This is a genomic window from Hymenobacter volaticus (assembly GCF_022921055.1).
GTDB lineage: Bacteria > Bacteroidota > Bacteroidia > Cytophagales > Hymenobacteraceae > Hymenobacter > Hymenobacter volaticus.
In genome coordinates, this window is record NZ_CP095061.1 from 362932 (window position 1) to 377799 (window position 14868).

Here is a 14868-nt window from a genome sequence, read left to right on the forward strand (position 1 = left end):
GCTTGTCGAAGAGGAAAGCCTAGAATTTGAGACCGAGGCGCAGGGTCACGTTGCGCCCCGTTTCGTCGGTGAAGTAGCGGTACCGGTTGAGATAGTCGCGGTAGCGCTGGTTGAGCAGGTTGGAACTCGCCATACTTATTTCCAGGGGCATGTGGCCCCACTGCACGGTGGTGCCAGTTTCAAGCCCGAGCAGGGCATAGCCGGCTGGCGGTGTTTTGTAGTCTCGCTCGGCATAGTTGTCGGGCACGCGGGTCTGGCGCGCAACAGCGTAGCCTCCGAGCTGAACATAGCTGTGACGGAGGCGAACTGCCGGGCGGTCGGCAAAATCGTAGCGCACCGACGTCTCGGCCCGGTCGGCGGGCATAAAAATCTGCCACTGATCCTGGCGCGTATCACGGGCCCGTACCAGGGAGCCTTTCGCCCCCAACAGCCAGCGTGGCGCTAACTGATACGTGCCGGCCACATCCACGCCCCGGAAAGTGGCATCGGTTTGCTGATACACCCAACTAATGAGCGTGCCCCGGATGGTAATAACCGGCGGCAGAATTGGGACTTGGTAAATGAAGTCGGTTATGCTCGTCTGATACACCGTGATTTCGCCGTTCAGACGCGGGTTGTCGTGCCAAGTGGCCGTCAGCCCGACGTTGAGGGCCATTTCCGGCACCAAGGCCCCGTTGCCCGGCACCAGATCGTAGCCTAACTCATACTGCGCGTTGTGCACCCCGTCGCTGTACCGCTCGTTGGCGGCCGGGGCCCGGCGCGTGAGGCCCGAAGCCAAGTTCAGGGTGAGATGTGCCGTCGGGTCGAAGGTAGCGCCTAAGGAGGCGGCGGGCGTCGTGAATTGGAAGCGGGTGCGTTCCACGAAGTAGGCCCCCGTCGTATCCCGGTCGCCGCGTTTCACTCGTAAGTCGCGACGGTCAAGGCGTAAACCCGCTTCCACCAGCCACTTATTGCGCTGCCATTTTTCAATCCAGAAAGCCCCAACGGCCGTGTTGGTGTAGAACGGAATAAACTGCCGACTGCCGTTGGCGTAGTGGTTGAACTGGTAGGTGCCCGCCACCCCCACGCTACCCGTTAGGTTGTGCCAGCGCCTATGCTCCCAGAGCAGTTCGGTGGTGCTAGTGCGGTTGGTGTAGCTGAGCTCTGGCTTGTTGAGCGCCGCCAAGTTGTTGTTGCGCGGCCGATACTTGTCGTACTCGTCCCGGAAATCGGTTTGCTGTGCCACCGTAGCCGTCAACCTGCCGGCGGCTCCGGTTTGCACGAAGCCCGTGAGCTTGGCCACATCGTGCCGCACCTGCTGATAGGCCCGGCTGATGTCGTAGCTGAAACCAGACGTTTCCAGGGGCCGGTTGCGAGCTATGGCCAACTGCAAATCCGTAGGGCTCCCGACGTGTGCCGCCGGCAAAATGCCGATTTGGGTGTTGTACTGGCTGTAAAAAGCTTCGAGTCCGTAGGTTTCTTTGCGCCAACAGGTCGCCGCGAAAAAGTCGTATTCCTGAAAGCCCGAGTTCTTGAGGTAGTAGCCCGGCGCGCGCATAGTGCCGGCCCGTTTGGCCGTGCCTTGTACTCGCCAACTCAAAGCTGGCAGTTGGCGCAGATTGCCTTCCACCGTGCCCGAGGCCGCTCCCAAGCCGTTGTTGCTCATACCTACCAAGTTCAGCTCACCCCCTACACCCACCGAATCGCGCAGGGGCTTGGGCTCGACCAAGACCACGCCCCCAATAGCGTCGGAGCCGTAGCGCACACTGGCCGCGCCCTTGACCACTGTCAGGCGTGAAGCAATGAACGGGTCGATTTCCGGGCCGTGTTCTTGGCCCCACTGCTGCCCTTCCTGTCGTACCCCGTTGTTGAGAATGGTCACGCGGTTGGAATGCAAGCCATGAATCATGGGCTTGAAGATGCTGGGCCCGGTTTGAATGGCCGTCACCCCTGAAATCTTCTGTAAAGCTTCGCCTAAAGCCTGCCCGCGAGTTTGCTGCAGCGCCTGGCCGCTGAGCGTGGCCGTGGGCTGGGTAGGCGTGGTGACCCGCTCGCCGCGTATAGTAGCACCACGCAGCGCTACGGCGTTGGAGTGCAATTGGAAGTTGCGTACCACGGCCCGCTCCAAGCGCAGCCCCGCCGTCTCGGCTTGGTAGCCCAGAAACGTAACCTGCACGTGGTAAAGCCCCGCGCAAAGATGAAAATGGAAGTTGCCCGCCGCATCGGTCTGCGTGGCTTGCTGCGTTTCGAGCACCACCACAGTAGCCCCCGGCAGGTCCGCTCGCGACTCATGATCGGCCACGCGCCCGCTCAGCGACAGGGCACACTCCGTGGGCGTTTGGGCACGGCTTAGGTGGGCTACACTCCATAAGAAGAGCAGCCAAAAAGCCCGCCGTCCCACCTCCGGTGCGCCCGGAAATCGGAAAGACATAAAAAAAGAAGGAGTACCGGTGAATACTAAACCGGCCGCTGTATCCTCCCAGCTGTTACGAGCATGAGAGGGGGTATTCCATACGAAATAGGGAATACAGGCTTGGCCTTCTCACGGAAAGGCACAGAAGCGTTACAAGCGGGCTCTAAAGGTTTAGCACCGGTACGGGGGGCCGCGCAGGTCGGCAGTGGCCCGTGTAGTGGATAACCATACCGAAGTGCTAGACTCGGAAATGGTTGGTGCGTACGCTGCAAAAAGCAGCGGCAATTCCAGCGGCGGAGCCGGCTGGAAAGGCACGTGGTAAAAGTGGTCGACGTCGCAGTGCTGGTGCTTGGCACTCAATACCGTCTTGCCTTTCAGGTCACCTGGTGCCTGCGTTGGCTCTTCGGTGGTGTGCCGGTGCGCGTGCAAATTCAGAATCCAAGCCTCTGGCAACAGCACCCGCGTAAAGCAGAGCAGCAGCACCAAAGCCAGCCGAGATCGAGGAGTTTGCATATGCAACAATGTGTCGAAGAGAAGCAAAGGTACACGGTAAATTCAAACTTGATTCAGTGCCAATCAAAAACAATTGAGAAAACTGATACCCGCGTAATGAAAGCATAATTACTTGGCAACATGCTGGCAATAAGTGCAGTCGACCTTTGTGAAGTAAAATTTCACTTGCTTGTTCTGCCATGAAAACTTTTGCTGCTCGTTTACTTCGCCACGTTGCCTCTGCCTTACGGCCAACATCCAAGCGTCCGACAAGTCACAGCGAAACGCTGTTTGTATGAAAGGAATGGCCACTAAGGGAGCGTTCTTTTACAGGGCAGGGCGCTTCAGCTATCGGCAGCCGGCTACTGTCTTTCGGGTTATCAAGTCTGAATGTGCTGTTGAGCTTACTACTAAAATTAACCATCATCGGGCCCTGCTTTTACGGTTTAGCTTGAAGGACGCGGACTGTATGCATGCAGCTTAAATGTTCAGCGCTTTAGAAGTGTTGTTCGTCGTTGAAAAATTCAATAACACCGAAAAAGTTATATTAACCTCTGTAGTGACATTAATTTCGTAGCAACTAGTAGCAATTATATAAGCGGCTACTAGCTGCTTATGATCCGTATACTCGATTCTCTTTGTATCCAATTCTATCCTAAGTTGCGTCTGTTACGCTGGGCGTGGTATGGTCCTATGTCGTTATCCAGATTTCAATTGGCTTTCGGTGAGCTGATGATCTACTCTTTGCAGCAAGGAGCTAACCGTTGGTTGATTGATTCGGCAAGTTTGCCCCCAATAGGTCCCGACGAGCAGGCCTGGTTCAGTGATTTGTGGCTGCCGTGCGCCGAACATCTGGGTTTGCGTCACCTTGCGCTGGTTTTACCTGGTGATGTCCATAATCAGCTGATAATCGAGAGTGCTATTAGTGATGGCCAACGGTATGTAAAGGCCAACATTCAGTTCTTTTCCGATACACTTTCTGCTCTCGACTGGCTAACTGGTTCTCCTAAGCTGATGCATGATATGGAGCTAGAATGGGATGCTGCACAAGCGTTCTGGGACCAGTCAGGGTCGCAGGTAATTTATTAGGCTTACTGGCCACTAGTCCTAGATACTAGCTGTAACGGGCATGCGGTGGCAAACGAGCAAGAGCTGTATACAGAATAGTGGTTGGTGGTGAGGTAAGTATACAGCGCTGCCATTTTGGCAATTGTAGCGGGGTGGAATAGGTTTTGAAACGAGCGGCCAACGAGTCAGTTCCCTGGTGGTGCTGGCATATCGTCCGGATTCTATAGTATAACCCTTACAGCCAACGTGCCATGCAAGAGAAAGGCAGTATCTCGATTCATACCGAGAATATTTTTCCCATCATCAAGAAGTTTCTTTACTCGGACCACGAAATCTTCCTGCGGGAATTGGTCAGCAATGCCGTAGATGCCACGCAGAAGCTGAAAAGCTTGGGGCAACTCGGCGAGTTTAAGGGCGAGCTAGGTGAGCTAAAGGTGCGCGTAACCGTTGACAAAGAAGCGCGCAAAATCACGGTATCGGACCGCGGCCTAGGCATGACAGCCGAAGAGATTAAGAAGTACATCAACCAGATTGCTTTCTCCGGGGCTACCGAGTTTGTGGAGAAGTACAAGGAGAAGGATGCCGCTGCCAAAGACCAGATTATTGGGCAGTTCGGTCTTGGTTTCTACTCGGCTTTCATGGTTGCCAATGAAGTTGAAATCTGGTCGAAATCGTACAAAGACGATACGCTAACGGCACACTGGGTTTGCGACGGCAGCACAGAGTTCACGCTCGACGAGCCAACCGGCGAGCACGCCAAGGCAGAGCGCGGCACCGACGTGGTACTGCACGTAGCCGAAGATTCCGATGAATTCTTGGAGGAAGCCCGTTTGCGCGGCATCCTAACCAAGTACTGCAAATTCCTGCCCATTGAAATCGAATTTGAAGGCCAGGTAATCAACCAAACAGCTCCCATCTGGACCAAGCAGCCCGCCGACCTCACTGACGAAGATTATACCAAGTTCTATCAGGAACTGTATCCCTTCTCGGAGCCGCCGCTATTCTGGATTCACCTCAACGTCGATTATCCTTTCAACCTGACGGGTATTCTTTATTTCCCGAAAGTGAAGGATGAACTGCAGTTACAGCGCAACAAGATTCAGCTTTACTCGCGCCAGGTGTTCATCACCGACGAAGTGAAGGACGTGGTACCCGAGTTCCTGATGTTGCTGCATGGCGTTATCGACTCGCCAGACATTCCACTGAACGTGTCGCGTAGCTTCTTGCAGGCTGACAGCAATGTTCGCAAAATCAATAGCTACATCACCAAGAAGGTAGCCGACAAGCTTGCCGAATTATATCGCAAAGACCGCACAGGCTTCGAGGAGAAGTGGTCGGACATCGGGCTGTTCGTGAAATACGGCATGCTGTCGGACGAGAAATTCTACGAGAAAGCCAAGGATTTTGCACTGGTACAAAACGTGGCCGGTAAATACTTCACGCTCTCCGAGTACCAAGAGTTCGTGCAAGCCAACCAGAAAGACAAGAACGACCAGACCGTCGTGCTCTACACCACCGACGCGGAGGCGCAGCACGGCTTCGTGCAAGCCGCCCAAGACCGTGGCTACGACGTGCTGAAGCTGGAAACGGTACTGGACCCGCATTTCATCGGTCAGCTAGAGCAGAAGTTAGAGAAGACTTCGTTTAAACGCGTGGATGCCGACACCATTAGCAAACTCATCGAGAAAGACGAGCAGACCGAAAGCGTGCTCAGCGACGACGAGAAAACTAAGCTGCAAGAAGCATTCAAAACAGCAATCAACAACGAGCATATGCAAGTGCAAGTGGCCTCTCTCTCGCCACAAGATGCGCCGGTTATTATAACGCTGCCCGAGTTTATGCGCCGCATGAAGGATATGCAACGCACCGGCGGTGGTGGCGGAATGCAGATGTTCGGCAGCCTGCCCGACAGCTACACCGTGAGCGTGAATGCCAACCACCCCGTAGCCCAACGCGTGCTGAAAGCGGAAGGCGAAGCAGGCCAGAAGTTGGCTCGCCAAGCTTTTGACTTAGCTTTGCTCGCACAGAACATGCTGAAAGGAGAAGCGCTAACTGCGTTTGTGAAGCGTAGCGCTGATTTATTGGCTGCTGAGTAGTTTAAAAAAGCAGTAGAAGTTTAAGATGGTATAAAACCCCGGCAGCTCTGAGTTGTCGGGGTTTGTTATTGATAGCGCTCTGACTGCTAGCTGTTGGCGAGCAAAATACATTCAGCTACAAGCTAAGAGCAAACGCCTGTAGCTGGGCACCAAATCCCTATATCTTTGCGTTTGATGCTGCGAAAACTGTTTGTACTTGCTCCAATGCGCCTGTCTTACCTGTACATTTCACTATTGCTGTTGAGTGGCTTGGGAGCCTGCTCTCCGAAGACGGTCTCATTCAATAGCCGTACGGAGGTATCTACTGTAGCCCTTGCTGACACACTCACTACCTCCGGCGATACCACTAAAGCTCCTTCATTAGATCCGAAGAAGGTGGCGGCGCTTACGAAGGCGCAAGAGAAAGCCGCGAAAGACAAAGAAAGAGCCGAGCTGCGCAAAACCAAAAAGAAGAAAAACATCTTCCTTGGCGAGCGGATCAAGAAGGGATATACCAAATCAGGACCGAAAGGCAAGAATCAAGTAGTAGAGATTTTCCATTACCTCAAGACGTTTAAGCAACCGAGCGCTTATTCTACTACAGTCTATTATTTCAACCCGCGCAAACGGAAAATCTTTCGAGCCAACTCCGAGCTGAATGCCGCTACTGATAAGGTTTTACATGGTCCTTATAAGAAGCTACAAGGCGGCAAGGTGATTGAAACTGGCTTCTTTGCGGTGGGCACCAAACACCTGCGCTGGGAGAAATTTACCCGTGACAACGTGCTAGTGTCGAAAACCCACTTCGAAATGGGTTTTCCGCGCGACGCCAATGTTACATACTATGACACCGAGCATAAACAAGTGCAGGAGGTGGTACCCTATGTGAATGGCAAGTTGGAGGGTGATTATGTCCGTTTCAATCAATACGGCAAGCGCGACTGGGATGGTAGCTTCGAGAATGGGAAGCGAGTAGGGGAGTGGACAAACTACTGGGGTTTTCGCAACACCAAGGACCGCCGCCGGTTCGTGTATCAGTACGGCGAATCGGGCTACGATCCTGAAGTGACAGAGCCCATTCTTATTAAGGAGTATAACCGCAATGGCGTGCTTGTTTACGAAAAAGACAAGTTCGACAATCGTGCGGCCGTGACCGACCGACCGGGCAATACCAACCGCCGCAATAATTAGAGGGACTCATTGAGTGAGTGCGTAGCAAGCCCACCACGTAGTTGGCCTTTCAATAAAACGCGTCCTCGAAATGCTCTACTCGCAAGCCTTCAGCAGTAGGAGTTACAGCTAGGATGTCGAAGCGAATATCACCGAGCCAGTTTAACTGTTCCTGCAAGTGTTCGGCTGCCAGCCGGAACAACTGCTTCTTACGTTCAGTAACAAAGGTTTCGGGATAGCCGAACTGGCTAGAAGAGCGCGCTTTCACCTCCACGAATATTAATAGCTCTTGGCCACGCCGCATCACCAAGTCTACCTCGGCTCGGCCGTGCCGGTAGCCGCTGTGCAATAGCTCGTACCCTTGACTAACTAAGAAAGCCGCGGCCGCATTCTCACCCGCTTGTCCCAATTGATGGGCTTTTGTGCTCATGCAAAAACGGAATTGTGAGAAGAGAGGAAGTGCTTAGTGTAGATTGAGTTTGGCGCTTAATCTAGTAACTTTGCGCCTTTTCCGCTCAGGCCGTGGAAACTAGATGGTGTTGATCCTGAGTTAAAAGCAATGAAGTTGCTTTCGACTTGCAGCTTCCGCTCAGTTCCTAGTTTGTCGGGTACCCTTAGTTGCTTTGCCATGCACACGTATAGTCATTGCGCGGAATCAGCGCCTATTGCTGCCCCGGATGCTACGTCAGTTACTCTCACCGGTCAAAACCGGGTAATTGAAGTGGAGCGGCTTGGCTTAATGCCTTACGAAACGGCCTGGGCCTATCAGGAGCAACTGCTCGCAGATACGTTGGCTCTTAAAACCAGCAACCGCCAAGCTGCTGAGGCTGGCACGGCGCTAGTTGCTACCCCCAACTATTTGCTGCTGGTTGAGCATCCCCATGTGTATACGCTAGGCAAAAGCGGGAAGCCAGAACACTTACTGCTAACCGAAAACGAGTTGGCAATTTACGGCGCTACCTTCCACCGCATCAATCGTGGCGGCGACATTACTTACCATGGTCCCGGCCAGTTGGTCGGCTACCCAATCCTCGACCTCGACAATTTTTTCACTGACATTCACCGCTATTTGCGCCTGTTGGAAGAAGCTGTTATTCAAACCTTAGCTGAATACGGCATACAAGCAGGGCGCATTGCTGGGCTTACGGGTGTTTGGCTAGATTTCGAAGAAGGTGCTCCTAATCCGCGTAAAATTTGCGCCTTAGGTGTGAAGTGCAGTCGGTGGGTAACCATGCACGGCTTCGCGCTTAATGTAAATACCGACCTCTCGTATTTTGGACACATTGTACCCTGTGGCATCTCCGACAAGGCGGTTACTTCGATTCAACAAGAGCTAGGACGGACGGTGCCGTTAGCCGAAGTTCAAGACCATTTGTTGCCTCATCTGGCGCGCCTTTTTGAGGCAGAGCTTACGGAGAAGCTTGTCGATACCCTATCTAGACAAAGCCATCTATCCAACGAAACTAAAAGCGGCATTTAGTACCTCATGAAGGAACATATAAATTTTGAACCGGTAGCAGGTGTTTCGGTGGCAGTAGTGCCCGACGAGGCGGCCGCTACTGAACAAGGGAAAGCTGGCTGGCAAGTATACCTGCTAAATGAAAATGCTTTTCCTATCCGCAATGTCATCGTCAACTCCAATGGCTACGGCTCTCGAACCGACGGAGAAACTGTTCGTACGTCCACGCTACGGCATGTCTTTGCGGAGATAGAGCCACACACCGCTGTTCCCATCGAGCCCATCGACCCTGATTTGTTTCACCTCAATAATCAATATTGGGTAAGCTATTACCGCGACACGCAGGTTTTCGATAAGAAATTCATCTTCGTGCCCGACTCTATTGTTCCTGCCAATCTCACTGCTATTCCCTTGCTCGGCCGTGAAGGCGTGTTGCACGGCTAGTATATTCTTGCAATAGCTGCGTAGATTCTCAGGCGTAGTTAGTGCTTCTCTATTTAAGTCGTTGCGTGATGAATCCTCTCGGAATCCAGTTGAGTTTGTCGTTTCTATGGGCGTTTCTGGTGGCGCTCTTCGCGGTGCCGTCCATTATATACATTGCCCACCTCAAGAACATGCTCGATACGCCTAATGTGCGTACCGTCCATGAGTCGCTGACACCTCGGCTTGGGGCGTAGCTATTTTCGCAGGATTTATGTCGGCACTCACCATTTTCGCTAACCTCGAGAATGGCATTCAACAGCTTCTAGCAGGCTGTATCGTGCTGTTCTTCGTGGGATTGAAAGATGACTTGGTGACTATTTCAGTGATGAAAAAGTTTATCGGTCAGCTACTAGCTACCGGCATCGTCATGATTATGGCTGATGTCCGTTTAACTAGCTTCCAGGGTATTTTGGGTGTGCATGAATTACCGATAGGCATTAGTTATGCTTTTACCTTCGTGGTAATTGTTGGCATCACCAACGCCATTAATCTAATCGACGGACTCGACGGCTTAGCAGGTAGTATCGTTATCATTATTGTTAGCACATTCGGTTACTACTTCGTGCGCTACGGTGGGCCTAGTTACAGCAATTACGTGTTTGTGTCCGTATGCCTGATGGGGGGAATCATCGGCTTTCTGCGCTACAACTTCCACCGGGCTAGCATATTCATGGGCGACACAGGTTCGTTGGTCTGCGGCTTTATTGTCTCGGTGCTTACCATCCAATTCGTTGAAATGGGCCTGAAGGTAGGGCAACCCTTTGCCTCTTCTGCTCCCTCAGTTGCAGCTGGTATTCTCTTCGTCCCACTATTCGATACGCTACGGGTTTTTATCTTGCGTATGTTAGAAGGACGTTCGCCCTTTTCTCCCGATAAAAACCATTTGCACCACCGCATTTTAGCCATGGGTTTTCAGCAAATCGGTACAGTAACTGTACTCGGCTTGCTCAATTTATTGGTGATTTTGTTTGTCATCAACTTCTCTACTCTTGGCAATACCTTGTTGATTGTCATCTTGGTAGCCTTCTCCTTGTTGCTAAGTGTTTTCCTTGGTGTTTATCGCAGCCGCGCCGCCGAAAAGCAGCGAGTAGCATCCTAGTTTAGTTGAGAAGCTGAACTGTATATGCGCCAGAAATATAAAAAACGGAGGAGTTGCGTGGCTGTTCGGCAATTCCTGCTCGTGCTACTTCTAGGCTTGTGGCCATTGGTTTCTGCATGGGCAGCGGAGTATCAACCACTGCCGCCCGCGCAACGCAATGGTCTTTCTTCCGACTGGCTTATTCACGATGCTGACCGGAACCGCTTGGTTCTCTACCTGCCGGATTATCACACTCCTGCGCATGCGTATTATCAATGGGTTGCGCTACAGCCTACACATCCACTCCTTATCAGTTTCACGGCTCGCGAGGGCCAGAGCTTGTTTCTAGATAATCGTCTTGTATTTACGGCAGCGTCCACTGCTCCTTACACCTTAGATCTTAGCAAACTGTTACCCCAAGGGAGCGTAGCAGGGACTCACTTGCTGTGTGTATGGCATCCAGAGGTAGCGCCTAACCTGAGTTCATTCACAAACACACAACCTACAGTTTCAGCCGCAGCAAGTTCTAGTAAGAAATCCAACCAAACATTAGCGCAACCTGTTGCCCGCAGCCATCCTGGTGAGAATGTGTTCTTATGTTTCTTATTGTTGATTGGACTTCTATACGGCGGAATCCGAGCTACCTATCAACCAGGGTTTGCCCGCATCTATCAGATTGAGGGGCTCTGGAGCCGGTCGGCAGCTCAGCAAGACTTCTTGGTTAAACCAACGGTGACCTGGTTGAATATCCTACTGGTTCTCGTTTTTTCCTTATCGTTTGCGTTGCTTTTGGTTGCTATCCATACCAACGTTCAAAACATTGTTATCCTGCGTCGGCTGTTCGACGTCCCAGAATCTGCACTTGTCGTACGAGTGCTACTCTACACTGTACTTATAGCCGGATTCGTGCTTGGCAAATATCTGTTTCTAGAATTGCTGAGTTATATATTCGACGTTGGTGAATTGGTATTGGTGCAGTACCGAGAGTTTATTCGTACAATTCTGTTTCTAGGCCTGTTTTTGCCGTTAGTAATGCTGTTGTATTTGGGTCTCAATCAAACTCTCCCGAAACAGTGTTATGGGTTTCTAATGGTGTGGTTTCCTTGCTGTTGGTTGGTACAGTTATTCGAGTTGCTCGAACACTGCATCGTAAGACTTCACTCTTTAATCTTCATTTGTTTTCTTACCTTTGCACCACTGAAGTAATTCCTTTGGTCATTCTGCTTAAATTAATCGTTTTCACATACTAGGCCTCTCCTTTCACTGTTGAGGCAGGCTGCCGCCACCATTCTCCTATTGCGTTAGACTTACCCTTTCCTTTACCCTATGGCCGAGAGCACAGACAAACCGGGGACGGGCCGTCATGCCAAGCGAATCTCCAGCATCCTTGTCACCCAGCCTAAGCCGACCAATGATGTTTCCCCCTATTTTGCTATTGCCGAGAAATACGGCATCAAAGTAGATTTTAGGGAGTTTATCGAGGTACAGCCGGTTTCCTATAAGGATTTCCGGAAAGAGAAGGTTAATATATCCGAGCATACGGCCGTTATTTTCACTAGCCGAAATGCTGTGGATCACTTCTTTCGTATCTGTCAGGAAGCGAAATTGGAAATGCCTGCCGAGATGAAATATTTCTGCATTTCCGAGCAGACGGCCAATTATTTGCAGAAGTACATAGTACTGCGTAAACGGAAGTTGTTCGTAGGGCAGCGTACTGCAGCCGACCTTTTTGATGTTATCAAAAAGCATAAGAGCGAGAAATTTTTGTATCCGTGCTCGGATATCCGCAAGGATGATATTCCAGAATTTATGCGGGCAAACAATTTCAAGTTCACTGAGGCCGTTATCTACCGTACAGTAGCTAGTGACCTGTCTGACCTATCAGATGTGAAGTACGATTGTATTGCCTTCTTCAGTCCCTCTGGTATCAGCTCACTGTTCGTCAACTTTCCTGATTTTCAGCAAAACGGCACAAGAATTGCTGCTTTTGGACCAACTACGGCCAAGGCAGTAACCGATGCTGGCTTGGAATTGGATATAGAAGCACCTCAACCTAATGCGCCATCTATGACTGGCGCTATTGAAGCCTATATTCGGAACCACCACGGCCCTGATATAGGCAAGGAAAAGAACAAGAATGGGAAACAAAACGTATAGAAAACAAACGGGGGAGCAGACGATCTGCTCCCCCGTTTGTTTTTTAGTTAGAGTTTGTTGCACAGGGTTTTTTACAATACATTTGAAAACGTCTCTCACCTTGCTGCCTTGGTCGTAAAACGCCATAAATCAGATATTTATATGAAAGTAGCTGTACTTTTTGCCTGCCTCTTTACAACCGTTGCAGGCACTGCGTTAGCGCAGCAACAACCGCAGTTTACTCACTATGGCTTCAATGGGATGTACCTCAATCCAGCTTATGCTGGTATCAAGGGCCAAGGCGAAATAACTGCAATTGGTCGTTATCAATACTTCAACTATAGCGCTTCGTTTGACGAAGGAGGAGAGCCTAAAACATACATGTTAACAGGATCATTTCCTGTGCAGGTACTAGGAGGAGGTATCGGCTTTCACGTATACAGAGACGAGATTGCGCAGTTCAAAATGACCAACGCGCAACTGTCGTATTCCAAACATATTCAGTTAGGGGAAGGTAAGTTGGGTATCGGCATTCAAGGAGCTTACAATTATCTGGCGAAAGGCGTTTATCGTTATATCGACGCAAATGACCCTAGCGTACCTCTTGATGGATCAGATAATAAGTTTGACTTAGGAGCGGGCGTATGGTATGAATCTCCAACCCTATATGCTGGTCTGAGTGTAAACAACTTGTTGCGTTCGGAATATAAATTCCAAAGCGCTATCACGGACGAACAAGGAAATATTACTAGCTATCAGAACACGGCGAGATATATTGGTGAAAATCATTCTTATTTCACTGTCGGATACAATATTGAAGCATCTCCATCCGTTGTCGTAACTCCTTCGGCACTGATAAAAATGGTGCTGCCAGGAAAGTTTGGTGATGATGGAAAGTTCACGTTCAAAAACAATTCCTACGAAGCGAACGTTCGTGCGACTTTCAATGATAAGTTCTGGGGTGGTGTAGGCTACCGCTATGATGAATCGTTCACAGGTATGGCTGGGTTGGCGCTTGCAAAAGACAATGCGTTGAGGATAGGGTACGCTTTTGATTTTATTGCATTTAATCAAGACGCAAGAGCCCTTAGCTCACATGAGATTATGCTCTCTTATCGTCTGCCCAAACCTGGTCCTGCTACACGTCCAGCAATTCGTACACCTCGATACAGCTTTTAAGCTTTCTTAATTATAGAGCATCAACTCGATGCCTTGATTACGTGGACGAAGGATTTCTAGGAACTAGGCACTAATTCTTTGCGTTTCGTCGTTTAGCTGGCAGTTTTGTCAGTTCGCAGACAAATGCAAGGCATTGAGCGTTTGGTTTGCGCACGAACGTAAGTTTCGTTAGATTTGCCAACTCGAAAAATTGTAATCTTCTGGTATCGCCGCCTCAACAGTCATTTTACTTCCTCACATGAATAAGTTTTTCGGATTGCCTCTCTTTGCCATATCGGCATTAATTCTGGGGGGCTGTGGTTTTGGTAAAGGGCCACAAGGCGACCTAGTTGGGGCAGAGGACCGGCCCGAGTTCAACCCGCAAGAGGTGCCTTTCGGGATGGTACCCTGCCCAGGTGGTACATTCCACATGGGCCAAACAGACCAAGACATTTCGGCTTCTATGGTAAACATGAACAAGCAAGTGACTATCGCTGGCTTCTACATGGATGAAACCGAAATCACTAATAATGAATACCGTCAATTCATGAACGCCATTCGGCAGGATTCGATTGACGTGTTAGGAGAGGAGTACGTGATGACGGAACTCTATCCAGACACTACTGTTTGGGTGCGTGACTTCACCTACCATATGGGTGATCCGCTGATGGAGTATTATTATACTCACCCCGCTTTCGATGACTATCCTGTAGTTGGTGTAGATTGGTTTGCAGCCAAGTACTTCTGCAACTGGCGTACCAAGCACAAGAATGCGGCACAAGAAGAAGTGGGTCTTGCAGCAAATCCTAACTTCCGTTTGCCTTCAGAAGCTGAGTGGGAATACGCGGCACGCGGTGGCCGAGACCTGGCTACCTATCCTTGGGGCGGTCCTTACTTGCGCAACTCGAAAGGCTGCATGCTCGCCAACTTCAAGCCTGGTCGCGGTGACTACGCTTCTGATGGATACGCCTACACTTCGCCAGTTGGCGCCTTCTTCCCAAACGACTTCGGTTTGTACGACATGTCGGGTAACGTTGCTGAGTGGTGCGATGATGCTTACATGGAAGCTTCGGTACCTGTGGTATGGGATATGAACCCCACTAACCCAGACGACAATGAACCTCGCAAAGTAGTGCGTGGTGGTTCTTGGAAGGACATTGCTTACTTCTTAGAAACAGGTACTCGCAACTTCGAATACCAAGATTCTTCTCGCTCGTTCATTGGCTTCCGTACGGCCATGATCCAGATCGGAATGGGCACTAACAGCCGCTTGAATTAATTCCGGCTTACGCTCGTTTCAATTTTCATTCGCTTTTCCGTTTCAATTCAATCACCAACCTCTTCTTTCCAACAATCA

14 protein-coding genes are annotated in these 14868 nt (G+C 50.7%); 11 read left to right on the forward strand and 3 right to left on the reverse strand.

The genetic code is table 11. From position 1 onward, the window contains the following. Window positions 1-19: 19 nt before the first annotated feature. Window positions 20-2410, reverse strand: a complete 2391-nt coding sequence (locus MUN86_RS01495) for a TonB-dependent receptor (protein WP_245120923.1) — start codon at window positions 2408-2410, stop codon at window positions 20-22. 153 nt (window positions 2411-2563) lie between these two features. After that, the gene (locus MUN86_RS01500; RefSeq protein WP_245120925.1) at window positions 2564-2905 is read right to left on the reverse strand and encodes a hypothetical protein; all 342 of its coding nucleotides are present in this window, start codon (window positions 2903-2905) and stop codon (window positions 2564-2566) included. 711 nt (window positions 2906-3616) lie between these two features. Between MUN86_RS01500 and MUN86_RS01505 the strand changes: the two genes are divergently transcribed. From MUN86_RS01505 to MUN86_RS01515, 3 genes are all read left to right on the forward strand, one after another. Next, a complete protein-coding gene (locus MUN86_RS01505; RefSeq protein WP_245120927.1) occupies window positions 3617-3973 on the forward strand; it encodes a hypothetical protein in 357 nt (118 codons plus the stop codon). Window positions 3974-4203: 230 nt separating this feature from the next. Next, a complete protein-coding gene (gene htpG / locus MUN86_RS01510) occupies window positions 4204-6048 on the forward strand; it encodes a molecular chaperone HtpG (protein WP_245120930.1) in 1845 nt (614 codons plus the stop codon). Between the two features lie 204 nt (window positions 6049-6252). Further along, entirely contained in the window at window positions 6253-7218 is a 966-nt protein-coding gene (locus tag MUN86_RS01515; RefSeq protein ID WP_245120932.1) for a toxin-antitoxin system YwqK family antitoxin, read from the forward strand. Window positions 7219-7267: 49 nt separating this feature from the next. Here the strand turns inward: MUN86_RS01515 and MUN86_RS01520 are convergent, their stop codons facing one another. Next, on the reverse strand, window positions 7268-7627 hold the full coding sequence (locus MUN86_RS01520) for a YraN family protein (protein WP_245120934.1): 360 nt from the start codon (window positions 7625-7627) through the stop codon (window positions 7268-7270). 198 nt (window positions 7628-7825) lie between these two features. Here MUN86_RS01520 and lipB point away from each other — a divergent pair, with 198 nt between their 5' ends. From lipB to porK, 8 genes are all read left to right on the forward strand, one after another. Further along, on the forward strand, window positions 7826-8677 hold the full coding sequence (lipB, locus tag MUN86_RS01525) for a lipoyl(octanoyl) transferase LipB (protein WP_280640575.1): 852 nt from the start codon (window positions 7826-7828) through the stop codon (window positions 8675-8677). 6 nt (window positions 8678-8683) lie between these two features. Next, window positions 8684-9100, forward strand: a complete 417-nt coding sequence (locus MUN86_RS01530; RefSeq protein ID WP_245120936.1) for a hypothetical protein — start codon at window positions 8684-8686, stop codon at window positions 9098-9100. Between the two features lie 68 nt (window positions 9101-9168). Then, complete coding sequence (locus tag MUN86_RS01535; RefSeq protein ID WP_245120938.1) at window positions 9169-9333, forward strand: hypothetical protein; 165 nt, start codon at window positions 9169-9171, stop codon at window positions 9331-9333. A gap of 17 nt (window positions 9334-9350) precedes the next feature. Next, on the forward strand, window positions 9351-10238 hold the full coding sequence (locus MUN86_RS01540) for an MraY family glycosyltransferase (protein WP_245120940.1): 888 nt from the start codon (window positions 9351-9353) through the stop codon (window positions 10236-10238). Window positions 10239-11185: 947 nt separating this feature from the next. Then, window positions 11186-11467, forward strand: a complete 282-nt coding sequence (locus MUN86_RS32740; RefSeq protein WP_502592237.1) for a DUF4271 domain-containing protein — start codon at window positions 11186-11188, stop codon at window positions 11465-11467. A 76-nt stretch (window positions 11468-11543) separates the two neighbouring features. Then, window positions 11544-12374, forward strand: a complete 831-nt coding sequence (locus MUN86_RS01550) for a uroporphyrinogen-III synthase (RefSeq protein WP_245120944.1) — start codon at window positions 11544-11546, stop codon at window positions 12372-12374. Window positions 12375-12482: 108 nt separating this feature from the next. Continuing rightward, window positions 12483-13532, forward strand: coding sequence for a PorP/SprF family type IX secretion system membrane protein (locus MUN86_RS01555; protein ID WP_245120946.1), 1050 nt, complete (start codon window positions 12483-12485; stop codon window positions 13530-13532). Window positions 13533-13770: 238 nt separating this feature from the next. Continuing rightward, window positions 13771-14790, forward strand: a complete 1020-nt coding sequence (gene porK, locus MUN86_RS01560) for a T9SS ring complex lipoprotein PorK/GldK (RefSeq protein WP_245120948.1) — start codon at window positions 13771-13773, stop codon at window positions 14788-14790. Window positions 14791-14868 lie beyond the last annotated feature (78 nt).

What these genes read in the sequence shown, in the direction of transcription:
- MUN86_RS01550 (WP_245120944.1), top strand. Translation starts at nt 11,544, where the DNA reads ATGGCCGAGAGCACAGACAAACCGGGGACGGGCCGTCATGCCAAGCGA.
- MUN86_RS01500 (WP_245120925.1), bottom strand. Translation starts at nt 2,905, where the DNA reads ATGCAAACTCCTCGATCTCGGCTGGCTTTGGTGCTGCTGCTCTGCTTT.
- htpG (WP_245120930.1), top strand. Translation starts at nt 4,204, where the DNA reads ATGCAAGAGAAAGGCAGTATCTCGATTCATACCGAGAATATTTTTCCC.
- MUN86_RS01530 (WP_245120936.1), top strand. Translation starts at nt 8,684, where the DNA reads ATGAAGGAACATATAAATTTTGAACCGGTAGCAGGTGTTTCGGTGGCA.
- lipB (WP_280640575.1), top strand. Translation starts at nt 7,826, where the DNA reads ATGCACACGTATAGTCATTGCGCGGAATCAGCGCCTATTGCTGCCCCG.
- MUN86_RS01505 (WP_245120927.1), top strand. Translation starts at nt 3,617, where the DNA reads ATGATCTACTCTTTGCAGCAAGGAGCTAACCGTTGGTTGATTGATTCG.
- MUN86_RS01520 (WP_245120934.1), bottom strand. Translation starts at nt 7,627, where the DNA reads ATGAGCACAAAAGCCCATCAATTGGGACAAGCGGGTGAGAATGCGGCC.
- MUN86_RS01535 (WP_245120938.1), top strand. Translation starts at nt 9,169, where the DNA reads ATGAATCCTCTCGGAATCCAGTTGAGTTTGTCGTTTCTATGGGCGTTT.
- MUN86_RS01495 (WP_245120923.1), bottom strand. Translation starts at nt 2,410, where the DNA reads ATGTCTTTCCGATTTCCGGGCGCACCGGAGGTGGGACGGCGGGCTTTT.
- MUN86_RS01540 (WP_245120940.1), top strand. Translation starts at nt 9,351, where the DNA reads ATGTCGGCACTCACCATTTTCGCTAACCTCGAGAATGGCATTCAACAG.
- MUN86_RS01515 (WP_245120932.1), top strand. Translation starts at nt 6,253, where the DNA reads ATGCGCCTGTCTTACCTGTACATTTCACTATTGCTGTTGAGTGGCTTG.
- porK (WP_245120948.1), top strand. Translation starts at nt 13,771, where the DNA reads ATGAATAAGTTTTTCGGATTGCCTCTCTTTGCCATATCGGCATTAATT.